Source organism: Candidatus Nitrososphaera evergladensis SR1 (genome assembly GCF_000730285.1).
GTDB classification, from domain to species: Archaea; Thermoproteota; Nitrososphaeria; order Nitrososphaerales; family Nitrososphaeraceae; genus Nitrososphaera; species Nitrososphaera evergladensis.
On sequence record NZ_CP007174.1, the window covers coordinates 1620106 to 1643681 of the forward strand.

The following is a 23576-nucleotide window of genomic DNA, read 5'->3' on the forward strand; positions in this document are numbered from 1 at the left end:
GAAGCGATCAAGGGTAATATTATTCCGGACCACTCACCATAAATCGTTTATAGTCGAAGCCCGTCTTTTATCGGGGGCATGAAGTCTTTGCGAGATCTGCGCGAAAGAAAGGACGATTCTGACGCAGCAGCAACTACTACAGGGCTGAGTAACCCTTATTTTCATTTTGATCCACAATCAAAGCAGATTAAAGATTCAGTTTTCAACTGCAGGGGAATAATAATCAATGAAAGATTCTGGAACAGAATCCGCGACGAGCTGATGGAGCTTACAAAGGAGGCCGGCCCCGTCATACTGTACCAGCTTGGGCTAAGTTATGGGCTTGAGGTGGGCATTCAAGGCAAAGAGGCCGTCAAGGACTCTGTGGCTGCAATCGATTTCCTAGAGTATTATGGCCTGTTGGCTGGCTGGGGACGCTTTGAGACATCCAAACTGCAGCTAAGCCAGGGGCAGTTAAATGGCTCTGCCGTTGTAAAGATATTTGATAATTTCTTTGCGCACGCTCCCCAGAATAGTTCTGGAAACCCAAGCTGTTTTTTTGTTGCCGGCCTGCTGGCAGGAATCACTGACGGGCTGTTTGGCGGCCACCACAACTGCCTGGAGGAACAATGCATTTCTGCAGGATCGAAATGCTGCCAGTTTGTGGTTGCAAGAGCATCTTCGTACTAGCGGCAGCAGAACTACTCCTGTGATGATGTGATTCTTTTGTACAATGATAATAATGGTTATTGCTGAAAATGGTCAGGTTTTTTAGAACGAATGATGTCAAGACTGCATACATCATGAGTTACGAGCCGGACGACGGCGGAGGGGGCATGTTTGCCAGGACATCGGGCAAGAGGCTTGCCATCCTGTTTGGACTGGCGTTCTTTGGCGCATTCATGCTCATACAGGTGGTACAGGGCTTTCCGCTTCGCGACATCCTGATAAGGGAGAAAATCACCGAGGAGAGGGCCATTGCAATAAAGCAAGGCGACCTGTGCGTCATTGACACGCCCGACCACCCACGCGAGATAAAGAACTGCCCGTATAACGTGGGAGACCGCGTAATTGTCACTTATAGCAAGAACAATGCGGCAATAGAAGCGCACAGGCTAGCTGGCTAGCTAACTAGCTCGCAGAACGCCTTTAGGTTCTTGGCGTCATCTCTCTTTTCGTCGACAGGGGTCTCCATTATTATTGGCAACTGCGCAATTGCCTTGTGGCCTAGAAAAGCCGCGATGCCTGCCCTGCCGATGTTGCCAAGCCCGATGTGCTCATGCCTGTCAAGGTTTGAGCCGAGGGCGCCCTTTGAATCGTTTAGGTGCACCACTTTTAGTTCCTTGAAGCCTACTGACTTGTCAAATGCACCTAGTGTCTTTACAACCTGTTCGGATGTTCGCAGGTCATAGCCGGACGCAAAAGCGTGGCACGTGTCAAGGCAGACTCCCACATCATTGCCGTCCAGCTTGTCAAGGATTGTGCGCAGCTCCTCAAACGTCGCGCCGATGCTGTTTTTCTGGCCAGCGTTGTTTTCCAAAAGCACGGTCACGCCCTCGCCTTTTTTCTTGGTCTTGTCGCGGGCGGTGGTGATGGCGTTTACCAGCTGGCCCATGCCGGCTTCCGTGCCCTTGCCCAGATGGCTTCCAAGGTGTATGACCAGGTAGGGAATGCCAAGCTCGCCTGCGCGCTGGATCTCGCCGGCAAGCGTGTCTACAGATTTTGTGTACATCTCGCCGGAAGGCCCCGACAGGTTGGGCAGGTAAGGCATGTGCACTACAGTCGAGGTCCTGTCGATGCCACTTGCAGCCATCTTGTTCCTAAACGCTGCCACATCGTTAGGCGCCAGAGGCTTTGCCGCCCACCCGCGTGGGTTTCGGCTGAATATCTGAAACGCGCTGCAGCCAATCCCTTTAGCATTGTCCACGGAATTTGATATGCCTCCTGCGATGGAAACGTGAAAGCCCACCTTGTAGCCGCCGTTCATTTGCATGTACGCCCGCTAGTCTGCGAGTGCGCCGGCTACTAAAAAGTTATTGCGATGTCGTTTTATTGCAGTTCCGCAAACAGCTAGCCGTAAAGAAGTTGTCCATCAAGATGGGAACTGGCGACCTTGCCAAGTACCCCTTCCTTAATGAGGCAGGAGAGTACCTGCGCCAGTCTGGGTTTGGCTGGGACGAGCTTGACCGGCCCGACACAAAGGACATCATCGAGCGCGCCGCAGAGCGCGTCAGGATAGCAGCGGCAGGAAACGTCTATGAAAAGCTTGACCGGTACGAGACGGAGATCCTCACCTTTATTGTCACGCTGATAATGGTCAAGTCAATTGGCCTGGAGCCAGTTCTGAGAAAATACGCCCTTGCAGAAGCAAGGCGCGCAGAAAAGTTCCTCACCGACGACTTGAAGAAGCAGAGCGACGCGCAAAAACGCGCCCTGTTTTCCAAGATATTTGAGGACCTTTTTGGGCTAAAGATAGACGTGACTGAAGATGGCAGGCTCTTCAAGGTCAAAGTCACGGACTATTTAATGCGCTCGTCGCACTTCCACGAGCAGGAATGGAAGATGATAAACAGGCTCGTACAGGGAGGCCAGGTGTTTCTCGACGCCGACGAGACCGTCAGGCTGGTGCGAAACGAGCTGTCGGTTCTCATTACAAGCAGGGTGAGGGCCATGAACCTCCCGACGCTCCCGCAGTCGATAAAGCAAAAGGTAGAAGAATTGAGGACAGAGCTTGCCCCGCGGTACGAATACAGGACCTATGCGGTGACGGATTACCCGCCGTGCGTCAAGCACGCGCTGGAAGTGATGGCCAGGGGCGAGAACCTGCCCCACTCTGCCCGGCTCATGCTTGCAACCTACATGCTTGCAATAGGCAAGCCGATAGACGAGATAGTAGAGATGTTCAAAAACGCGCCGGATTTCAACGAGCGCATTACCCGCTACCAGGTGGAGCACCTTGCAGGGTCAAAGGGCAGCAGGACGAAATACTCGGTTCCATCGTGCGAAAAGTTGCGCACTGAAAACCTCTGCTTTGCGACGGCCGAATGCAACGGCATCATCAACCCCGTGCAGTTTGGCAGGAAAAAGAGGAAATAAATAAAATGAGCAAAGGTGCAACAGCGGCGGCAGACGCGGTAAGGGCGGCTTTTCGCGAATACTACTTTAGGCGATCCAAGATGATAGAGCCGCCAAGCGATGTTGAAAAGCGCGAGTTTGGCTACATGCAGTTTGGAGGGCATGGCATGGTGCGCCATCTTTCATTCAAAAGCATGGGCGAGCTGGTAGCCACGCTCATCACGCAGGTCCCGTCAGACGTCTACTGCTCAAACGCGCTCTACCGCTTTCCAACGCTTGCAATGCAGGAAAAACAGTGGCTTGGAGCCGACCTGATATTTGACATTGACGGCAAGGACCTTCAACTGCCATGCGTGCCGTCTCACTCGTATCCCGTATGCGCAAACTGCGGCCAAGTTTCATCCCCCCTTTTGCCAGATGACAAAGAAGAATATGCGTGCAGTGCGTGCGGCAACAAAAAGGCCGAGCACATAGTCATCCCATGCGCCAAGTGCATCGACGGATCGAAAAAGGAGGCAGGGCGCCTCTACGAGTTTCTGACCGGAGACCTTGGAATCGACAGGCAAAACATCAACACCTATTTTTCAGGCAACAACGGCTTTCACTTTCATGTGCAGGACGACGCCTACAGGCCCCTTGACTCGCAGGCGCGCTCTGACTTGGTGGGATACCTTGCAGGGGTTGGCCTCCTCGCAGAAAGCGTCGGCGTACGCAGGGCGCCTGGAGGCGGCGACCTTGCCTTTGTCAAGTTCCCAAGGAGCGGCCTTGGATATGGATGGCGCAAAAAAGTTGCCGACAAGTTAAAGATAGACACCACCTCGACTCTGCGGCTGACAAACATTGTCAAGGAAAAAGGCGGATACGCCGGCTTTAAGGCAGAGCTTGACACGATGACTCGCCAGCTTGGCGTAAGGATAGACCCGCAGGTCACGACCGATGTCCACCGCGTTTTTCGAATGCCCGGAACGCTCAACAGCAAGAGCGGCCTTGCAAAAGTCAAAGTCAGCGACCTAGAGTCCTTTGACCCGTTTGCCGACGCTTGCCTGCTTGGCGACTCGAAGGTGAAAATAAGGCTAAAGGCGCACGCCAAGGTCCGGCTAAAGGGCGAAAACTATAACATTTCCAAAGAAACCGCCGAGCTTCCCGCATACGCGGCAGTGTATTTCATCTGCAAGGGCCTTGCAGAAGCACAGCTTGACAACACATTATAAGACCCGAGCGCGTACTTCACAATTGCTTGTGGGACACGTACAGCAGCGGGGAGGACAAGGCACCCCGAGCCGACGTTGGCAGGCTTGTCAAGTGGGGCATCCTCGCAGCGATGGGCATCGTGATATTTGCAGTCGCCAGCAACCAGGCAGTCAACCTGCTCCTCAACTTGACAGAATTTGGAAACGCCTATTCCAAGACGCTCTATTATTCAATTACGTCAGGGCTTGCACTTGCCGCAATAGCACTTGTGCGAGTAAACGTCGCCAGCAGGCACTCCATAGTCTGGTATTCAATCAGCCTCATAGCCAGGTTCGTCAAGAGAAACAGCGACTTTGAGGCGCCGTCCCGGCCCGCCCGCTACTCGGACTTTCACATGAGCCCGCTCAGCTTTGGGCTGTGGCAGGCCACAAAGGTGGTGATCCTTGCCCCGCTCTTTGCCAACATTGGCTTTGGAATGGCAATAGCGTACATGGCGGAAGGAAACGACATCGGGATTTCAAGCGTCGGTTCAATATTCTCCATCCCGTTTGCCACCGTGCCTGCCGACAACGGCGCGTTTGCCCAGGAAAACGTCATCCCTGCGATACCTGTCCTTGCGCTCTTGGTGCCTCCACTGATTGGCGCAATCGGGATAAGGCTGCTTGTCTACGTGGGCGTGTCAGGCGCAGTCAACATCGTGTCTCAGTACATGGTAGACTCGGCAGAGCACAAGCCCAAGTTTCTCTCGTACATATCGACAGTCGAAGTAATCGTGGGCGCGGCCATATTCTGGGCAGGCTTTACCCTCTTTTTCAGCGCAGGCATTGACTTTAACACAAAATACCTGATAGCAGGAGCCCTAGCGCTTGGCGCGGCGCTCATCTTTTACGGATTTATGGACAAAAGGCGCGCCCGCGTTATTATTTATCCGCCTAGAAGGCATGTCTACTTGCGCCTTCTGACAGTTGCCGCAGTCGTGGCAATTGTAGGCTCGATAGTCGCGGTAAACACCAGCATCGCAGAGGCAAAAAAAGTCGAGTGGCGCGGGCCGTACATCTCGCAGGAAATAGCGGTCAACCGCAATATGGCAGAACTTGACAAGGTAAGCGTCGTAAACTATGACGTCAAGCCGCCTTCGGTTGCGCCGGCAAACATACCGCAGATGGTAAACGCCAACCGCGACACCCTGAACAACATCCGGCTCTGGGACCAAGAAGCTGCGACCCAGAAGCTAAAGCCGGAGCTCGGCCAGCGAAACGACATTGTCTTTGCCGACACGGACATGCTGCGTTTTTCAGGCACGATGTACTGGACTGGAACAACCACTCCAAAACTGCCGGACACGGTCGCGCAAGGCACAGAGTGGTTCAACCGGCACCTTGTCTACACGCACGCAATCCCGGGATTCAAGATGCTTGAAGCCGACACTGGAAACATTGTCAGCGAAAGCAAGTTCTTCCCGCAGGAGCGAATCTACTATGGCGAAAGCGGAGACGAAGGGCTGTTCTCCCGCAGCTGGTCGGCGTACCCTGTCGGAAGGACCACAAGCGACGAGATATCCCAGTTCTTTTACAACGGCACCGGAGGCATCGACGTGTCTCCGCCCATCAGCTGGATGTTTGAGCCAAACTTTATGCTGTCATACCCGGACACCCCAATTCACATCATGAGGTACAAGGACATCCACGACAGGATGGACCTGCTGTACCCGTATTTCGTGTACGACTTTGCGTTCAGCAACGACGACACGGTTGCGCCCATATTCCACAAAGTAGGAGTGCTCCCGGTCACCGACGGCAAGAACACGTACTGGCTCATGCCACTTGTGGCGGCGCTTGACACTTCGCACGTGCCTTGGGGCTCGCCGTTCATGCTAAAACTGGTAGGATACTCGCTAATTGACACGTACAACGGCGACGTAAAGATAATAGTGACCGGAAACGACAAGTTCTCTGACATATTCTACGACCAGTACAAGGGCCTTGGCGCTACCCGCGATGTCCCTCACTGGCTTGACCAGCAGATCCGCTACCCGGAGGAGATGTTTATCTGGAAGATTGCAAAATTCAACCGTTACCACGTCACCGACCCCAAGGCGTTCATAGAGGCAAGGCAGTTCTACGACATACCAAAGGACGGCTCTAAAGACATACCTCCTTACTACATCATGACCAAGCCCCAGGGCTTTGACAGTCCCCAGTTTGTAGGGTTCCAGTCGCTAGAGCTGAGCGGCTCGTCCACAAAGAACCTTGTCGGGTACATGATAGTCGAAAACGACCTGTCCACGCTTGGCAAGATGACGTTCTATTCCGTCCCGCTCGACTCGGCTACAAAGCTGATAGGCCCCTCTGCCGCCAAGGAAGCGCTTGAAAAAGACAAGGAGTACAAGAATGTCAAGACGCTCTTGCAGGGCAACCCAAGGGTCGGCGAGAATATACTGTACAGGATAGGCGACCAGGAAGTGTATTTCATACCCGTATACACCGCAAACACTTCGGGTGGAGTCGTCTCGCAGATAGGCACCATTGCGGCCGTGGGAGCGTCAGTCACGGGCACGTTCAACGTGGGGCTCGGCGACAACCCCGTGCAGGCCTTTGAGAACTATTTGCTAAAAGCTGCCGGACAGCAGCCCACTGATGTCACGCCAGGTGGCCAGGGAACAACAACAGGCGGTGGTGGCGGTGGAGCGCCTGCACCTACGACTCTGGACGTGCAAGACAGAATAGATGCCATAGAGCGGGTCTTTTCCGATGCCGGCGTGCAGGTTATCAAGCCTACTGCCATCTCGTCGCCACTAGAGTTCAAAGAAGCGGGAGCCACGTACAAGGCCGATACGGATTTCAAGCTGGTGCAGGAAGCAATAGCCAAGTTCATGCAAGACAACCCGCCGGATAACGGCAGGGTGTATGAATGGCAAGATGAAAACAAGGTGAACTTTGGCGTGCTCAAGGTTTCCGGCGGAATAGTCGAAAACCACTACATTTCAATCGAGGTAAGTTGATGACATCACCGCTGGCGACGCTGGTGGTCGACAACCTGTCGCCATTTACCCCCGACATACTTGCGTGCCTTGACAAGCTCGGCACAACATACGTCTACAGAAAATATTCAGAGGTGACGCAGGACGACTTGACAACGAAATGCAAAAGGGTAATCCTGTCTGGAAGGCGCAGAAACGACCAGGCCATAAACGCTGCAAACTCGCAAATAGTGAGGCACTGCCATGATAACGACGTGCCACTTCTTGGAATATGCTACGGCGCAGAGATAATCGCGCTGACGCTTGGAGGCTCGATACGCAGGATGCCCTCGCACTTGCATGGACAGATAGAGATCACCGCAACATCGCCAAACCCACTCGTTCCTGCAGAAAAAGACAGCAGGATATCCGTGTACGAAAGCCACGGCTTTTGCATAGCCCGACTGCCCGAAGGCTTTGTACGCCTTGCAGGGTCAAAGTACTGCGAGTACGAGATTTTTGCGCACAAAACAAAAAAGATCTATGGCACCCAGTTCCATCCTGAAAAGAGCGGGCCGGACGGCCTTGACCTCCTTGAAAAATTTACAAGGATTTAGAGAGGGAGAAGGATTTATTTGCCCTGCGAGAGTTGACACGAAGCATAGTTGGAATCTTCGCAGCCAGAGCACTTTATCTCACTTCCGCTTGTAAGCAAGGGCGAAGAAAGCCCGCGGCTCCCGCTTGCAATCAACGTTGTTGCAAAATACTGGGGCGAGGACCTGGCGGCAGCAGAAGAGGGATCACAGCAAGGACAACAGCAACAGGCGCCAAGGGGCGCGGTCATGATAATAGACGGAATAGAACTTGCAGAAAGCCACGGGCTCGCCTGCTATGTTTTCAGGGGCTCGCTCAAAGACATCAAAAAAAGAATAGACCAAGGCATACCACCAATTGTGGTGATGCCGGGCATCCACGACATTGCCCAGCATGCAACAGTGATCTCTGGGTACGACCTTGACGAGCGCAGGATCCTGACATACGTGCCAGAGCCGGACACAATAGGCGCAATCCCGGAGCAAAAGTTTGAGCAGGACTGGGAGCAGGACGACATGACAGAGATTATCCTGATCCCTGCAGACATGAAAAAAGACTTGATGAAAAACGAGGACTTGAAATTTGCAAAGTCCAACAGGGCGTGCTTTGAGGCAGAACGGCTCAGGCAGGAAGGCAAGACGGAAAAGGCAGTAGAGAAACTGCGGCAGGCAGCCGAGGCAGAGCCGGAAAACGCGCAGGCGTGGTCGCAGCTTGCCGGCATCTACAACGAGCAGGGCTCAGAGCAGGCAGTTGTCTGCTATGAACGCGCCATCAAGACAAACCCGCGCTACTACCTTGCCTACAGGGGGCTTGGCAACTATTACCTGAAAAAGAAGGACTATTCTCTTGCAGAAGCGTACTATACCAAGGCAATAGGCATCAACCCTACGCGCTATGGCCCGATATACAAAAACAGGGCGGTAGCAAGGATGCAGAACGGCAACAACGCCGGCGCCAAAGAAGACCTGGCAAGATACCTAGAGCAGACGCCAAATGCCGCAGACAGGGAGAGTGTCAAAGAGGCAATAGCGCAGCTCTAAGAAGAAAGGAGCACCTCGTAAAACGTCTCCACTACCGGAGGTTCTGACACGATTCCTTGCAGCCTCTGCGAGAGCGCCCGGATGTACGGCTTGGCGGCGTGCTCTTTTAGGGCCTGCATGTTTACCCAGATCTCGTCAAATACGAGGTGGCGAATGTCGTTTGTGTCTTGGTGCAAAATGTAGGCTATGCACCCAAGCTCGCTCCGGGTAGGTTCTACAAGCGACATAAGGATCTGCTTTAGCGCTTCCTGCTGCCCCGGCTTTGCCTTGAACGAGGCGATGACTCGGACAGATTCGCTAGTCACGAGCTTGTATTTTTCTGGGTCTGTTGTAGGCTTCAACGATATTTTGTGACAAAAGGCAGGACATTTTTATCCTTTATCCTGTCATCACGACATGGGCCTGTTCATCAGGGTGTCTATTGCCTGCGCAAACTCTTCCCTTGTCAGCGGCGGGATGCTGGCGACTTGGATGTTTTCTCGTATGTGTTCAGGGCTTTTCTGGCCTAAAAGGGGTGCAACGACAGACGGGCTTGAGCGCAGCACCTGCACAAGTTTTGCCACTTTGTTGTTATCACCGACTCCAACATAGTCGGGTATCTGGGCGCGCAAGAGCCTCCCCTGAAACAGGGGCGCACTTGTAAACACGCCTATTCCAAGCTTGCCTGCCGCTTCAAGTATGGTTATCATGTCGGTGCCCGCCGGCTGGTTCTTTAGCAAAAGCGCCTCGCTGTAAGCAAGGTTGTACGGAAGCTGGATGAACTTGAAGCCATGGCTATCACCGCCAACCTCGCGTGCTATCTTGACTGCGTCTTCAAGTGAAAAATGCTCTTTTTCACCCTTTGGGACCCTAAAGCATGTCCACGTGGCCATGCCATAGTATCGCAGTTTCCCCGCCTTGCGGTACTTTTCATACAGCTCGAAAACCTTGGCAAGCATCTCTGCAAACGTCTTTCTGTCGACGTCTTCGTGCCAGCTCTCAAACGCGTTGTGAATGTAGACAAGGTCGATTGTCGAAAGGTGCATGTTTGCAAGCGATTTTTCGATGCATTTTGCAAGGTAGTTCGGGTTCATCACGTTGTAGCCAGAGCTGATGTCGTCTGCTGTCATGACATCGTTGGCGATGTACATCCTGTGCATGTATTCCATCACGTCGACGTTTGGAAAGTCGCCGTCGTTTGTGATGTAGCCGTTCTTTGTTGATATAAAGATCTGGTCGCGTGATATCTTGCCCTCGCTTGCAAGTCGCAAGAGCGCCCGGCCGATGCTTTTTTCTGATTTCATGGCGCGGTAGTTTATCGCTGTGTCAATGACGTTTATTGCGCCGGACATGACCGACTCGTACACGGCGTTTTCCACCGCAATGTCGTCTTCCTTTGTGAGGTCGCCAAGGTAGGTGCCCATGCCGATGCTTGACAGATAAAGACCGTCAAACTCGCGGAAATGCGTTGCAGGCAGGCCCTTTTTTGATACGCCATAGCTTGCGTATTTTTTTGTCCCTTCCGGCGTGGCGTGGCCCTCGATTACCTTGAAATCAGCAGCAGATGATGACACGCATTTGCGATCGCCTGCGGCAATAATAAATGTGTGCTCCCCTGAAGGGAGCAAGCCTTATCTTGACAATTGAGCTAATACAGAATGTATAATATGGCGCTGGACCCAAACGTGCTGAACCCGTACGTGCTTTTGGACCCGGCAATTGCGCCGATCGCAAGCGCCGTGTTTACGGCTGCATCCATCGCGCTTTCACTTGCCATATCATGGTACTTTTTCCGCTCGTACAGGTTTGCAGGGTTTGGGTATTTGCTTGGCCTGCCGGCAGGATTCGTGTTTCTTGCCGCGTCGTTTGCGTTTGAACACGCAGGCTTTATGTACAGCGCAGACCCGCTCCTGTACCCCGCGTTTTTCTGGCTGCAGCTGGCGCTCCAGTCAGAGGCCCTTGCACTCATTGCGATTTCCTACTTTTTCAAGAACGCCGGCGAGCAAGAAGGCCACAGGCTTGGCATAAAGGACGCTGGCATGATACTGCTTCCCTTGGTGATGGTGGCACTGCCGTTTCTTCTGCCGACGTCAGAGATTGCAAGCAAGCCGTACTTTAACTACGCCAAGCTGGCTGATTTCAGCCTCTACATGCGCGTGTTCAACATGGCGGTGCTCGCGTACATATTCACAAACGCCGTGTCATCGCTTGCAAAATCCGGCATGGTCAAGATGCTGTACGTGCCTGCCGCGTTTGCGCTCCTGTGGCTTGAGCAATACTCGCTTGTAATGGCGTACTTTGACAACAGCGTCTTTGCGTTTGCCGGCTCGATAATTGCAAGGGTCGGCGGGCTTGCGCTCTTTGCATACGTCATGCACAGCGCGACTTCAAAGAGGAGGATAGAGGTTGAGGCAAGAAAAGCGACATAAACTGCAGTTGTTCTACGAGATCCTCTGCGCCATCGAAGATGATGCGGCGCACAACGAAGTCGCAAGGCCGACCCACGTGCAGCACTCTACGCGGCTTTCGTACGACAAGATGATGAACCACTTCTCAGAGCTTGAGGTAAAGGGCATGATACACAGGGTGAGCGGCCTCGTCGCAATCACGGCAAAGGGGAAAAAGTTTGTCGAGCAGTACGACGAGCTGACCCGGCTTATCGAAAGCGCCGGCCTCTAGAACAAGAGGCTGACTGCGAGCACAAAGCCGGTTATACGCGAGTACGTCACGGCAGAAGACATGGCCGGCACAAACTCTTGCGCACTTGCGGGGTTTTTCCTCACTGCAGAAATTGCCTTGATTGCAAATGGAAGCGACGCAAAGCTGGCAAGCGAATAGACCTTTGTAAAGCCGAGGAAAATGCCTGCCACTATCAGGGCGTACGCCGCAATGATGAAGATTGGAAAGGCTTGCACTGCTTTTTGCTTGCCCATCAATATCACAAGCGTCCTGCGGCCCTTTGACTTGTCGGCATCAAAGTCTGGAAAAGAGTTGACGAAAAGCACCGTCGCCGACAAGAGGCCGACAATGACGCCGACAAAAATCGCGGCAGGGTCAATCAGGCCGGTCTGCACAAAGAACGTGCCAAGCACTATCATGGCGCCCTTTATTGCGACAAACAGTTCTCCAAGGCCCGAGTTGACTATTGAAGTCGAGTAAAAGTAGATGGCAACCACGGCAAAGCCAAGTATGGCTGCAATTGTCACGCCGCGTACTGCGACAAAATACGCGCCGACTGCGCCTCCCAAGATAAGAAACATGACGCCGGCGGTGTAGACTGCCTTTGGGGTAAGGACGTTCTCGGGAAGCACGCCGGTCCCGCCGGAGAACTTTGTCCTAGTCGTCGCCGAGTCGATGCCCCGCTTGTGGTCCCAGTAGTCGTTGAGGAGGTCGACGCTTGCGTGCAGGCACGCGACACCGGCGTAAGTCAGGCCGGCGTACAGCGGGTCAATAGTCCCAGACTTCCAGTAGGCAATCGCCAAGCCGTTTGACACGGCAATGACAGACGCAAGCAGGAACCTGATGCGTATGGCCCTAAGCCAGCTGGAAAGCAACACCAACTACAAGATCTTTAGCAGACGCGGTGCCTTCTATGTTTTTTGAAAAGGTTCATTAATGATAGTTTTGCATGCATTTCCAATGGCAGAGGCATACATTCTCATCAATTGCGAACTTGGTTCTGAAGACAACGTCATCAAGGAACTGAAGGCAATATCCGGCGTCTCGGAAGTAAAGGGCGTCTTTGGAGTCTATGACATTATCGCCAGAGTGAACGCGTCAAACGACGAGGACTTGAAAAAAGCTGTCGGCAAGATCCGCGGCCACCACGGCATCAAGTCAAGCCTCACCATGATGGTAATAGAAGGACAGGGCACGTAGAGCTACCTGCCCTCCCTCCCCCCTCCGTGCTACATTTCTTTTAAACATCCTGCGATAAACAATTCTTGCCTGTAGAACGTTGCCAACGATTCTTCCCAATCCCCCGATTGGAGTGTTCTACAGGCTCACCCCCGATCTATGGCTCGATTACGCCGGTGGTTTCAAGAGGCTTGCGGCCCATGAACCCTTCGTCCTTACCGTGCCAGAACTTGATTTCGTCCTCGCCGGCCTTCCAGCACAGCCACACCTCCTCGTCAAAGCGCTTTGAGGGAAAATCAAGCAGCCCCTCGTCCACGCTCTTTAGCATCACGCCCGTCGCCTCTAGCGTCTCGATAGCCTTGTATAGGTTGGTAATTGCGGTGTTTAGCTCTTGCTTCTTTTTCATAAAGCGCTCAAAATCGCTGCCAGAATCGACTATCATTTGCAGTTCCTGCTGGAGCACCATCACATGGTTTTTCTGCGCGACAATGCCGGCAAACATGCGCTTTACCTCCGGCAGTGCCTTGTTTGCCGTCTGGGGCGTATAGAGCGTAAACATTATTCACCCTTGAGAGCGGCCAGCATTAATTTATGCCTAGCGCACCTTTTTCTAGATGCCGTACGTGGCCTGGCCGCCGCTGCCGTCTCCGTCGCTCTGCGCTTCAACCGAGGTCTTGTCCCTCTCTTTTGCCCTTGCGACAAACGGCTTGGCGGTGATGGGCGCCATTATCGTAGTCGCAAAGCCTATGGCGACTGCTACCGAGAACAGCGTAATGTCGATGATGCCGGCGGCAAAGCCTATTGAGGCTATTACAAGTTCAACCATGCCCCTCCCGTTCATGAGAAAGCCGATTGCAATGCTCGTGTCCTTTGAAAACCGCACAAGCCTTGCGCCAAGGTAACTTCCGCCTATCTTGGCCGCTACTGCCACTGCAAGGAGCGCCAAAAAGAGGGGTATCGCGTTTACAAGCGACTTTAGGTCCATGTCGATGCCAATGATTGCAAAGAAAATGGGCGCAAAGAACCCAAACGTGATGGCAGAGATGATGTTGTAGACCCTGTCAAAGTTCTGCTTGCCGATTATCTCCTTGTAGATGATAAGGCCGGAAAAGAAGGTGCCTATGACAAAGTGCAGGCCGATGTCTTGCGCGATGAGCGATACTGCAATTGTGGTTATCAAGAGTATGCCAAACGCCGCCTCCTTTGTCTGCAGCTTTTTGAAATATGGCTCTACCCGGGCAGGCAGCCAGTGGCTGGTGCTGCGCAAGAGCAGGTCAAACAGGAATATCCCTGCAAGGAACGCTGCTATCTTGGCTCCGGACCACGCAATGGCTCCGACGTCCATTACGACCTGACCCGCACTTCCTTCGGCTCCGATCTGGAGGACGATGGAGAGCACCACGAGCGACAGTATGTCGTTTATGACAGCGGCGGTTATCACGATGTTGCCAAGCTTGCTTCTCAGTATGCCAAACTGCATCAGGACTATGGCACTTACCGGCACGGCCGTTATCGAAAGCAAGAGGCCCATAAAGAGCGACTGGGAAAGCGCAAGGCCAAACGCCTGCGCCACCAGGGTCCCGGACGCAAACGGCACGAAAAATGCAATGAGCGAAATCACGATGGCGTACTTGCCCACCCGGCGGATCTCCTTTGGGTCCATTTCAAGCCCGGCAAGGAGCATGAGGAAAAACACTGCCAAATCAGACAGGACGTCAAGGCTGGGACCGTGCTGTACTATGCCAAGGACAGAGGGCCCTATCAGCACGCCGGCAAGGATTTCGCCTATGAGCGGCGGCTGCTTTATGCGCTGGAACAGCTCGCCAAGCACCCTCGCCGCCACGAGTATGATTATTACGCTGACAAAAAGCTCTTCCGCGGCCATGTGGTCTTTTCTGCTGCACACTAGGGAGAGATAACCCTTCTGGACTTTGGTATGCTACTATAGGGCATAGCGACTGCTTTGCACCTGCGGCTTTTTAGGCAAATTGCCAAAGTCGACGGACAGTTTCTCGTTTTCAACGTCCAGAGTCATGGAAAACTTGGACTGCCTGCCTTTTACAAAAAGTGGGCCAGAAAATTCCATTTTCCCGCAGCCTGCCTTTAGCGATTCTGGGATTTGAGGGTTGATGCTGACAGTGTCATTTACCATGTCAATCTTCATGCCAAGGGCCATGTCAAGAAACGCCTTGACGTACATGCCGGCGGACCACGCCTGCAATATGCACGAGTTAAAGGGCTCCGGCCTGTCTCCCCGGTACGTCTCGGCAAACATGCCGTTTTCCTCAAGTATCCTGTCAGCCATCATCCTGACATAGCGGTATGCCGCTTCCCTGCGGCCGAGGCGCAGCTCTGCCAGCGCCATCCACCCGGTAACAAGCGGCCACACCGCGCCGTCGTGGTAGAGCGCCGGCTGGTACTTTAAATCAAGATTTGAAAGCGTCCTGACGCCCCAGGGAGTGGTAATGTCGTCCTTCTCAAGCCTCTCGACTACCAGCCTTGCCCTCTCTTCCTCTGCCACGCCGGCAAGGACGAGCACCAGCGCGTTTGGCCGTATGCTTGCGTCCTTGGTCAGGTCCTTTCTTATCGTGTCAAAGTAAAAGCCGGCGTCCGGCCTCCAGTATTCCTCGTTTATCTTGCGTTTTAGCTCGTCAGCCCTGTGCGCCCACCTCTTTTCGCTTTCTGCGTCGCCGGCAAGCCGCGCAAGGTCGCTTCCTACCACCAAACTCTCGTAAAAGAGCGCCTGGACGTCGTTTGCGCTTTTGCGCCTGTCGATGTGGTCCATCCAGGTCGAGTCCTGTATTGGAAGCTTCATGGCAATGCCGGAAAAGCCGTGCTCGACAAAGCCGTCGTTGTCAAGGTCCTTGTGCAGGCCCCAGTCGACGAGGTCGACTATTTGCTTCCAGCGCTTCTTTAGGTACGCAATGTCGCCGGTGGCAAGTGCGTATTCGCGGATGGCCCATGGAAAGAGAAAGGTCGAATCAGCCGAGCCGTACGTAGTAGAATGTAAAAAGGCCTTGCCGCTTATTATCATGGGAAGCTCGCCCCTTGTCACCCCCGGCACGTTTCTTGCCTGGTGCGATAGAAAGTTGTCAATCGTAGTCCGGGCAAAAGAGTAGTCGCCGATTGCAAGGTAGCCCCGGAGCGACCATCCCGTGTCACGCGCCCAGTAGTTTGGAAAGCGGGGCAGGCCGGCGCATATGCCCTCGCCAAGCCCGTCGTACTCTCCCTTTAGGTATTGCAGCGACGCCTTGGCCTTCTCGTACGCACTCAAAAGCCTGGCCATGTCGTTTCCCGGCGTTGACCCGGACTGCCTCAAAACCACGGTTGAAGACGCATGGTCCCGGAACGACTGCTCGGTTTCCTGCAATAGCTCCTGGTAGTGGTTGCGCATGTGCAGAAACTCTGCAAGCGATCCCCTTGCGCTCGTAAAGCTGCCCGCACCCACCAGCGCGACTTGCACCGGTTCTTTGTTGCCGACTTCTACGTCGTACGACAATTCAGTGTCGTTGTCAAACGAGTTGACGAGTATGTTGCACGGCGAAAGCATCTTTGGCGCTACGCCTATTGTGCCAAAGTATTGCGCCGCCTTTTGGTGCGCGGTCCTGATGTGCAGGCACTGGTTCTTGGTGTCAAAGCGGGCGACGTTGCTCTGCGAGACTGCGGCAAGGCCGTAGCTGGTGATGTTGCCGTCGATGATAAAGTGGATTCGCAGCTTGCGCTTTTTGCGGCTCCCGTTTGAGAGGCCGCCGGTGCTCATGCGCATCTCCATCGCAATGACAAAGCCCCGGCTTTCCGGCGGCACAAACAGCTTGCGCTGGACCTCGATGCCGCCCAGCTCGTGCCGGGTGGTAAGCACGCCGTTTTCATGCCTTGACCAGACTACGAAATTTGGCAGGCGCTTTCTCACGCCGTCGTCCATGCTTATCTCGACTATTATCCTGCCAAAGACCCGGGCAGGCGGCACGTACAGCCCGCCGTTGTCGTACTTGACTCCCATCCATTCCCAGGGGGCCGAAAGCGAGCCGTTTGACGAGCAGAGGATGTATGCCCTCTTGCCAGAAAGCGCAAGTGGCGTTGAAAAATTGCGAAAGACCGAGTCAGAGACTGCGACAAGGTCGACTGACAGGTCCGACGGGAGCACTATTCGCTCATTCTGCCGGCCTGCCGTGTCGGAAAAAGTAAACGGGATGGCTATCAGCTCAAACCCTTCCAGCTTGCTCACGAGAGTTATCCTGTGCTTGCCCCTGCCAAGCCACGAGTCGTTTATCACGAGGAACCTTGCGCTCTGGAACGGCTTGAACGCAATCGGCCTGCTGTCTGAAAGCGAAGAGGCGTTGACGATGCTTTCCTGCGTCGCTATGTACACCATCTTTTTCTGCACTGGTATGTCGTCGACAAAGACGTCGAGGGAAACTACGTTTCCGCCAAGCGGCACCGGCGGGTTCAGGAGCGAAAACGAAAACGCCTTGTGCTCCTCGCCCCCGACCACCACTGTAGCGTTCTTTAGGCTGCCCTTGACGTAGGAAAGCGACGTATGTATAGAGTCGAGCGCACGCGTCATGCTGTTATGGTCTGAAAGGATGCATACACGGATATTTGAAACCTTTTCGCGTAATCGGTTAGGATTGCATAACCATTTTAAGCAGTCAAACCATACGCTTGCATGGCATGAAGCTGGACTTTCCCAGATACACTGAAAGGCTTGGAGCCGTAAGCATCCACGGGGTGCAGAGGATCTACGAGCTTGACTCGGGCAAGTCCAAGGGGTTCCTCACGTCCCACCAGACGATAAAGAAATTCGACTATGACGAGATATCCAACATACTCCACGACATGGCAATCGTGGTGCCGGTGAAAGACGAGAAACTAAAGCTGCTCGAAGGCGTCCTCTCCGGCATACCAAACGAGTGCCTCGTGATAATAGTATCAAACAGCCCGAGAAACCCCGTCGACAGGTTCACCATGGAGGCAGAGACAGTGAGGCAGCTTGGCCGTTTCATGGACAAGCGCATGATAGTGATGCACCAGCGCGATCCTGCGCTTGGCGACATTTTCAAGAAACTTGGCTATGACTCAATTCTTGCGCCCGACGGAAACGTCAGGAGCGGAAAAGCAGAGGGCATGGTTATCGGCATGTTGATTGCCAAGATGTACCAAAAGGACTATGTCGGCTTTATAGACAGCGACAACTATGTCCCCGGCGCCGTCAACGAATACGTGAAAATATTTGCGGCCGGCTTTGGCATGGCAAGCACGCCGTACAGCAACATCCGCGTCTCGTGGGTCTTCAAGCCCAAGGTGCGCAACAACTCGCTCCAATTCTCAAAGTGGGGCCGCGTGTCAGAAGTCACCAACAAGAACCTCAACTCGATGCTCTCAGGCATCACGGGCTTTGAGACAGAGGTGATAAAGACAGGCAACTCTGGCGAGCACGCGCTTTCGATGCCGCTTGCAGAATCCCTCCACTACTCCAGCGGCTACTCGATAGAGCCGTACGAGTTTGTCGACATTTTTGAAAAGTTCGGGGGCCTCTTGCCGTCGCACTATCCAAACGCCATAGAAAAGGGGGTCGAGATATTCCAGATAGAGACGCGCAACCCGCACTTTCACGAAGACAAGGGCAAGTTGCACCTCAACGAGATGCTTGAAGCCGCCCTTGCGACAATAGCCGGAAGCAAGATATGCCCGCCGGACCTCAAGGAAGGGCTTGACGACCAGATAGCGCACATGTCCGGCGTCAAAGCGCACAAAAAGCCGGACTACCGCAAAAAGTATCCAGTCATCGAGCCGATAAGCGCCATCCCAATAGAGGAGTTTGGGAAAAACCTCAGAGAAAAGGTCGAGACCTTTTTCAGGTATGGCGGACTAAAGTAAAACAAACGACGGCCCCTCCCTCCCCCCCGCAGTGCCCTACATCTTAAATGCGGCCGGCGGCATACCAGCCTTGTGGTAGCGGCATCGCCAGAAACCAAGCTTGAAGGGCTGGAAGCAAAAGAAGAAAAAGAGAATGAGAATGATGAAAGCAAAGAAGAAAGCGTAGCGCTGTTGATGGAGCAGGACATCGAATGCCCTCGGTGCCACGGCTCGATGGTGCTATGCTCGGACTTTGACAGCCTCTACTATAGCTGCGAAGAATGCGACTTTACTCTGTATACAATAAAAAGATGAGGATGAGGTTTTCTATCCTTCTGCGATCTTTTCTACGGGCTCGCCTGTCGGCAGCGGCGCGTCCCTGTCAACCTTGTACTTGAACACGTCCTTGTAGTCCATTCCCAGGATGATGTTTCTGCCAACCGCAATTATCTTTGACTTGGGGACATCAAAGCGCCAGTCGTAATGTCCCCATATTACCACCTTGTCGTCGGTCTCTTTCATCACGTGGCCAACATGCTCTTCGTCTTGCGTTCTCACGCCCTTGTTGAACAGCGAGCGCGGATACTTGCCTTCGTATGTTGCAAGGTCTATGGGTTCAGGCAGGTCTGTGGCATGGACGTGTTCCTGATCAGTCGGCAGCGGTTCGTTTCTGCTCACCTTGTATTTCTTTACCACCTCATAGAACGGCAAGTCTACAAGCACGTTGGCTGCGGCAAAGCGAATCTTGTCCTTTGGAATATCGTACCTGTCGTCGCCTTCTCCAAATACCACTATCTTGTCAGCTGTTTCTCTCACTACATGACCAATGTGGGGGGCATCAAGTGCCTTTACGCCCTTGTTGAAATATTTTCCAGATACCATATGTCTGCTCATCATAGATCCCGCCTTCCAGCTATTTCTGTTTGATAGAAAAAGTGTCTATATCTACATGTGCGGAAGCAGATTTTTTACAACATCTTGCAACAGTAGCAGAACAAAGAAGAAATAGCAAAAGTATCGTATTGTTCACCGGTTGATTATCAAAAACCGCGCGGACCTTGAAAGGGCGCACGGCAAAGGCGCCAAGATAGTACTTGGCGCTGTCGAGGCCGCGATAAAAAGCGTCGAGCCGGGCATGCTTGTCAAGCGCGCAGTCAAGGCAGGCAAGGACTCGATCACATTTTCAGACATTTACAAAAAGTCCTTTACGATAAGGGATTTCAAGGACGTTTATGTTGTCGGCGCAGGCAAGGCGGCCGGACCAATGGCCGCGGCCCTATCCAAGATGTTGAAAGGAAGGGTCACAGGTGGCGCCATAAACGTTCCAAAAAGAACGCGTCATGCAGCAGCAATCGACCGCATTTCAATCACGTACGCTTCGCATCCCGTACCCGACGAGAGCGGCGTAAGAGGAGCAAAAAGGATTACAGGCGTGCTAGAAAAAGCAAACGAGGATGACCTTGCAATAGTACTGATATCTGGCGGAGGGTCGGCACTTTTGCCGCTTCCTGCAGAAGGCATATCCCTCTTGGACAAACAACGCGTAACAAAGGATCTGCTTGCCTCTGGCGCGTCCATCTTCGAGATAAACACAGTGAGAAAGCACCTGTCAGCGGTCAAGGGAGGCCAGCTTGCAAGGCGCGCAAGGTGCAGAGTAGTTTCGCTTGTCCTGTCAGACGTGGTCGGCGACGACCTTGCAGTCATTGCGTCCGGCCCCACGTTCCCGGACCCGACCACGTATTCCGACGCGCTAGAGATCATCAAGAGGCATAAAATCAGAAACGCAAGAGTCGCAAGGCACCTTGAAAGGGGAGCAGCCGGCAAGATCGCAGACACACCCAAACCGGGCGACCCGCTATTTAGCCGCGTCAAAAACGTCCTTGTAGGAAACAACCAGGTCGCCTGCGAAAGCGCTGCGAGGTATCTTGCTTTGCGGCAAATACCTGCAGTCGAGAGCCTCGGGTCAGAATTTGACGGAGAAGCCCAGGACTTTGGCAGGTTTGTGGCAAGGGTCGCATCTGGCAGGTCCGGCCCGTTTGCACTAGTCGCAGGCGGAGAAACGACCGTAAGGCTTGGAAACACGGCGGCAAATAATGGCAAGGGCGGAAGAAACCAAGAAGCGGCTCTTGCCTGCGCCCTTTCACTCAATGATCCAAAAGGCATAACGGCGGCGTTTGTCGGGACCGACGGGATTGACGGCAACTCCGATGCCGCCGGCGCCATAGTTTCAGACAGGTCTGCAGCAGGGATTGCTGCAGTAGGCCCGGCAAACGTTCAGAACCACTTGCGCAGCCACGACAGCTATCATGCGCTCAAAAAGATGAAATCCCTGATCTTTACGGGCTATACGGGGACCAACGTGAACGATATTGCGATAGCACTGAGGCTCAATACCTCATGACGTGGACGTCGCCAGACACCACGTTTACAGTAGTTCCAGACTCTGTCTCTATCAAGAGCGAGCCGTCGTCGTTGATGTCAGCCGCAATGCCATCAACAAAAGAAGAAGCCTTGCCGTGCTGTGCCTGCGCGACTGACACTTTTTTGCCAAGCATGTCAGAGCGCCGGCGCCACTCTGCAACTATTTTTTCAGGCCCGCCGCTTTCCAGCAGCATGCCGTAAAACCGCTCCAGATGTTCAAAAAGCAGCCTTGCAAGCTCAAGGCGGTTGACATCGTGGCCAAGCTCTTCTTTTAATGAAGTTATGGCTGGCCTGCCCCTCCTGTCGCCAACAATTGTGTTTTTTATTCGCGACGTGTCGACGTTTGCGTTTATCCCGATTCCAATGACTGCATAGTTGACAGTCTCCGCCTCGGCGCTTATGTCAACAAGTATGCCGGCAGTCTTTTTGCCATTTATCATCACGTCGTTTGGCCACTTTAGGGTCGCCAAAAGGCCTGTTTCTTGCCGTACTGCATCGCACACAGCAAGCGCTGCCACAAACGGAAGCATCGTGCTTGCGGCGGTAGGCACCGGCGGCTTTAGCACAACAGACACCCAGACTCCGCCTCGAGGAGAGAGCCACTTTCTTTTCATGCGCCCGCGGCCGCTGACCTGCTGCTCTGCAATCACTACCGCGCCGTGGACGTCCTCGTGCTTTTCTGCAAGCGCAATGGCGATGTTCTGCGTCGAATCGGCGCTGTCACGGTAGACAATTCTGCCCTTTCCCACAAACGACGTTTTTAGAATCTTGGCAAGCTCCCACGGCACCGGATGCGTCGTGCCGCCGGCAAGCCTGTAACCCTTGCCGTGCAGCGACTCGATTTTATAGCCGTACTGGCGCAGCCCGCGCACCTGCTTCCACACGGCGCTCCTTGATATGCCTGCTCTTTTTGCAAGCGACTGGCCGGATGCAAAATCCTGTGATTTTTTTAACAGTTCCAGAAATTCCTGCAGCCGATGGTAACTGTTGTCACCACTTTGCGCGACGCGAACCACATATTGTCACCGGTTCCACTTGTAGTAGACCGTCCCGCCCCTGCACGTCGCATAGACTTCTGACTTGGACTCTTTTAGCGAGCTTGCAACTTCAAGCTCGGCCAAGAGCCCGTCTATCTCATCATCGCTTTTCATCTTAGAAAGCAGGTTCAGGATTTCCTCTCTCGAGTACATCCTCTCTGGGTTTTTCTTTAGTATCTCTGTGATCTCTTGCAATAGCGCTTGTTTGGACTTGGTTGTCATTTCTTTTTCTTTGCCGACACTATCGAAAGCACGTCCCTGTCCTTTAGGTGGTAGTTGGTTGGCAGGTGCAGTCCGTCGCGGGCGTCAAGCGCGTACAGCAGGCCCTTTGCAAGCTCGCTGTGTATCTCCCTTGCCAGGTCTTCTACCGTCGAGCCGGAGCGCATCAAGTAGACGTCAGGAAGCACGTTTCCGTGCTTGTCCGACATTTTCTTGGCGTCTGCGACAGGGTAGACTGCGTTCATCTTTAGTAGCTTGAACACCGCGACGTTTATCGCAAACTGGACGCCGGTTCGCATGTACTCGCCCAGGATGTCTTTGCGTATAAAGTTGAGGGCCCACTTTTGCTTGTCGTTAAGAGGCGTCTGCTCGTTTATCTCAAAGCGTTCGTCGCCGGGTATGTAGCGTATGAGCCCGCGGCTTTCTGCCCTTCTGAGCGTAAGCTCGGCGTCCGCGCTTGACGGGACGACTATCATGTCCTTGTACTCTTCGCGCAGGCGCCGGAAATTGTCAGTGGCAGTCGGCAGGTCGACCTTGTTTGCGACTATGAGCGTCGGCTTTGAAATGTCCCGGAGGCTCCAGCAAAAGTCCTTGCTCTGCTGCGGCCCAAAGTCGTCCAGCGGGACGCTTGCAAGGTTGTTCTGCGCAAGCGCCATCTGCACGTGGTCTTCCCTCACCCCGATGCCGCGGAATACCTCGGTGATTGCCGCAACCGGCTCGATGCCCGAGTCGACGTTTCGCGATATCTTGTCGCGGTTTGCTTCAAACAGCTTCAGATACCACATCACAAGCTCCTCCTCGATGTCTCCCACGTCTGCCACAGGGTCGCCGGAGCCCGGCTCGGCTATCTTGCCCGACGCGTCGATGCTGCCGGACGCGTCGACGATGTGCAACAGCGCGTCAGACTGCGCCGCTATGGACAGGAACTGGTTGCCAAGGCCCTTTCCTTCCCATGCGCCCTTGATGAGCCCCGGCAGGTCCACAAGCTCCACAGGGATGAACCGCCAGCCGTCTATGCAGCGAGAGTTTTTCGGGTTGTCCTGCACGCCAAACTCTTTGTGGACGCATACGGTGATTGCGTGCGCGTTTCCAATGTTTGCCTGCTTTGTGGTGAACGGGTAGTTTGATATCTCGGCTGACGCAAGTGTGGCGGAGTTGAAGAATGTCGTCTTGCCGGTGTTCGTCTTGCCGATCAGGCCGATTTTGATCATGCTCTAGCCTCCCCTCTGTTATTATTTATATACTTCTGGGGATCGCTTGCACGGCAAGAGATTCCGCCAAGGTTTTGCAAGCGGGTAGAATGCCGCATTTGGGGGCTGATAGGGTTGTAATAGCGGCCGATGCTTCTATACTTTTTGAGTACTATGT

At 53.7% G+C, this 23576-nt stretch carries 24 protein-coding genes; 13 read left to right on the forward strand and 11 right to left on the reverse strand.

Annotated elements, in window-relative coordinates; genetic code table 11:
* Positions 1-78 precede the first annotated feature (78 nt).
* Together NTE_RS08775 and NTE_RS08780 are read left to right on the forward strand one after the other, a co-directional pair.
* The gene (locus tag NTE_RS08775; RefSeq protein ID WP_148700676.1) at positions 79-669 is read left to right on the forward strand and encodes a V4R domain-containing protein; all 591 of its coding nucleotides are present in this window, start codon (positions 79-81) and stop codon (positions 667-669) included.
* A gap of 68 nt (positions 670-737) precedes the next feature.
* Complete coding sequence (locus NTE_RS08780; RefSeq protein ID WP_158385307.1) at positions 738-1106, forward strand: hypothetical protein; 369 nt, start codon at positions 738-740, stop codon at positions 1104-1106.
* On the opposite strand, the gene NTE_RS08785 is transcribed toward NTE_RS08780, so the two are convergent.
* Complete coding sequence (locus NTE_RS08785) at positions 1103-1966, reverse strand: deoxyribonuclease IV (protein WP_148702105.1); 864 nt, start codon at positions 1964-1966, stop codon at positions 1103-1105. The genes NTE_RS08780 and NTE_RS08785 overlap by 4 nt on opposite strands.
* Before the next feature lie 98 nt (positions 1967-2064).
* Here NTE_RS08785 and NTE_RS08790 point away from each other — a divergent pair, with 98 nt between their 5' ends.
* From NTE_RS08790 to NTE_RS08810, 5 genes are read left to right on the forward strand one after another with little or no spacing between them, the layout of a single operon-like run.
* The gene (locus tag NTE_RS08790; protein ID WP_148700678.1) at positions 2065-3075 is read left to right on the forward strand and encodes a DNA primase; all 1011 of its coding nucleotides are present in this window, start codon (positions 2065-2067) and stop codon (positions 3073-3075) included.
* A 5-nt stretch (positions 3076-3080) separates the two neighbouring features.
* Positions 3081-4265 (forward strand): DNA primase small subunit domain-containing protein, encoded by a 1185-nt coding sequence (locus tag NTE_RS08795; protein ID WP_158385309.1) that lies wholly within the window; start codon positions 3081-3083, stop codon positions 4263-4265.
* Positions 4266-4291: 26 nt separating this feature from the next.
* Positions 4292-7246, forward strand: a complete 2955-nt coding sequence (locus tag NTE_RS08800) for a UPF0182 family protein (protein WP_226986930.1) — start codon at positions 4292-4294, stop codon at positions 7244-7246.
* The gene (locus NTE_RS08805; protein ID WP_148700680.1) at positions 7246-7821 is read left to right on the forward strand and encodes a type 1 glutamine amidotransferase; all 576 of its coding nucleotides are present in this window, start codon (positions 7246-7248) and stop codon (positions 7819-7821) included. The genes NTE_RS08800 and NTE_RS08805 overlap by 1 nt, the downstream gene beginning before the upstream one ends.
* A 48-nt stretch (positions 7822-7869) precedes the next feature.
* Complete coding sequence (locus NTE_RS08810) at positions 7870-8838, forward strand: tetratricopeptide repeat protein (protein WP_226986931.1); 969 nt, start codon at positions 7870-7872, stop codon at positions 8836-8838.
* On the opposite strand, the gene NTE_RS08815 is transcribed toward NTE_RS08810, so the two are convergent.
* Together NTE_RS08815 and NTE_RS08820 are read right to left on the reverse strand one after the other, a co-directional pair.
* On the reverse strand, positions 8835-9179 hold the full coding sequence (locus tag NTE_RS08815; protein ID WP_158385311.1) for a putative quinol monooxygenase: 345 nt from the start codon (positions 9177-9179) through the stop codon (positions 8835-8837). The genes NTE_RS08810 and NTE_RS08815 overlap by 4 nt on opposite strands.
* Positions 9180-9227: 48 nt before the next feature.
* Complete coding sequence (locus NTE_RS08820) at positions 9228-10391, reverse strand: aldo/keto reductase (RefSeq protein ID WP_148700682.1); 1164 nt, start codon at positions 10389-10391, stop codon at positions 9228-9230.
* A gap of 93 nt (positions 10392-10484) precedes the next feature.
* Between NTE_RS08820 and NTE_RS08825 the strand changes: the two genes are divergently transcribed.
* Positions 10485-11246 carry a hypothetical protein gene (locus tag NTE_RS08825; RefSeq protein ID WP_148700683.1) on the forward strand — a complete coding sequence of 254 codons (762 nt, stop codon included), beginning with the start codon at positions 10485-10487 and terminating at the stop codon, positions 11244-11246.
* Positions 11224-11496 (forward strand): winged helix-turn-helix domain-containing protein, encoded by a 273-nt coding sequence (locus NTE_RS08830; RefSeq protein WP_148700684.1) that lies wholly within the window; start codon positions 11224-11226, stop codon positions 11494-11496. Before NTE_RS08825 ends, NTE_RS08830 begins: the two co-directional genes overlap by 23 nt.
* Here NTE_RS08830 and NTE_RS08835 read toward each other — a convergent pair.
* Positions 11493-12371 carry a prenyltransferase gene (locus tag NTE_RS08835; RefSeq protein WP_148700685.1) on the reverse strand — a complete coding sequence of 293 codons (879 nt, stop codon included), beginning with the start codon at positions 12369-12371 and terminating at the stop codon, positions 11493-11495. The genes NTE_RS08830 and NTE_RS08835 overlap by 4 nt on opposite strands.
* Positions 12372-12456: 85 nt before the next feature.
* Between NTE_RS08835 and NTE_RS08840 the strand changes: the two genes are divergently transcribed.
* A complete protein-coding gene (locus NTE_RS08840; RefSeq protein WP_075053954.1) occupies positions 12457-12696 on the forward strand; it encodes an Lrp/AsnC ligand binding domain-containing protein in 240 nt (79 codons plus the stop codon).
* A gap of 136 nt (positions 12697-12832) precedes the next feature.
* Here the strand turns inward: NTE_RS08840 and NTE_RS08845 are convergent, their stop codons facing one another.
* The 3 genes from NTE_RS08845 to NTE_RS08855 are packed head-to-tail and all read right to left on the reverse strand — an operon-like array spanning position 12833 to position 17239.
* Positions 12833-13234, reverse strand: a complete 402-nt coding sequence (locus tag NTE_RS08845) for a DUF2203 domain-containing protein (RefSeq protein ID WP_148700686.1) — start codon at positions 13232-13234, stop codon at positions 12833-12835.
* A 51-nt stretch (positions 13235-13285) separates the two neighbouring features.
* Complete coding sequence (locus tag NTE_RS08850; protein ID WP_148700687.1) at positions 13286-14560, reverse strand: cation:proton antiporter; 1275 nt, start codon at positions 14558-14560, stop codon at positions 13286-13288.
* A gap of 57 nt (positions 14561-14617) precedes the next feature.
* Positions 14618-17239 (reverse strand): amylo-alpha-1,6-glucosidase, encoded by a 2622-nt coding sequence (locus NTE_RS08855; protein WP_148700688.1) that lies wholly within the window; start codon positions 17237-17239, stop codon positions 14618-14620.
* Between the two features lie 107 nt (positions 17240-17346).
* On the opposite strand from NTE_RS08855, the gene mpgS reads away from it, so the two are divergent.
* Both mpgS and NTE_RS08865 read left to right on the forward strand, forming a co-directional pair.
* Entirely contained in the window at positions 17347-18552 is a 1206-nt protein-coding gene (gene mpgS, locus NTE_RS08860) for a mannosyl-3-phosphoglycerate synthase (protein ID WP_148700689.1), read from the forward strand.
* A 72-nt stretch (positions 18553-18624) separates the two neighbouring features.
* Positions 18625-18846: a hypothetical protein gene (locus tag NTE_RS08865; protein WP_148700690.1), complete on the forward strand. Its 222-nt coding sequence runs from the start codon at positions 18625-18627 to the stop codon at positions 18844-18846.
* A 12-nt stretch (positions 18847-18858) separates the two neighbouring features.
* Here NTE_RS08865 and NTE_RS08870 read toward each other — a convergent pair whose 3' ends face one another.
* Complete coding sequence (locus tag NTE_RS08870; RefSeq protein ID WP_226986932.1) at positions 18859-19428, reverse strand: hypothetical protein; 570 nt, start codon at positions 19426-19428, stop codon at positions 18859-18861.
* Between the two features lie 136 nt (positions 19429-19564).
* Here NTE_RS08870 and NTE_RS08875 point away from each other — a divergent pair, with 136 nt between their 5' ends.
* Entirely contained in the window at positions 19565-20932 is a 1368-nt protein-coding gene (locus tag NTE_RS08875) for a glycerate kinase type-2 family protein (protein ID WP_148700691.1), read from the forward strand.
* Here NTE_RS08875 and NTE_RS08880 read toward each other — a convergent pair.
* From NTE_RS08880 to NTE_RS08890, 3 genes are read right to left on the reverse strand one after another with little or no spacing between them, the layout of a single operon-like run.
* Positions 20919-21968, reverse strand: coding sequence for a biotin--[acetyl-CoA-carboxylase] ligase (locus NTE_RS08880; protein WP_148700692.1), 1050 nt, complete (start codon positions 21966-21968; stop codon positions 20919-20921). The two genes, NTE_RS08875 and NTE_RS08880, sit on opposite strands and share 14 nt — an antisense overlap.
* A 6-nt stretch (positions 21969-21974) precedes the next feature.
* Positions 21975-22211 carry a hypothetical protein gene (locus tag NTE_RS08885; protein WP_148700693.1) on the reverse strand — a complete coding sequence of 79 codons (237 nt, stop codon included), beginning with the start codon at positions 22209-22211 and terminating at the stop codon, positions 21975-21977.
* Positions 22208-23419, reverse strand: a complete 1212-nt coding sequence (locus NTE_RS08890; protein WP_148700694.1) for a redox-regulated ATPase YchF — start codon at positions 23417-23419, stop codon at positions 22208-22210. Before NTE_RS08890 ends, NTE_RS08885 begins: the two co-directional genes overlap by 4 nt.
* Positions 23420-23576: the final 157 nt, after the last annotated feature.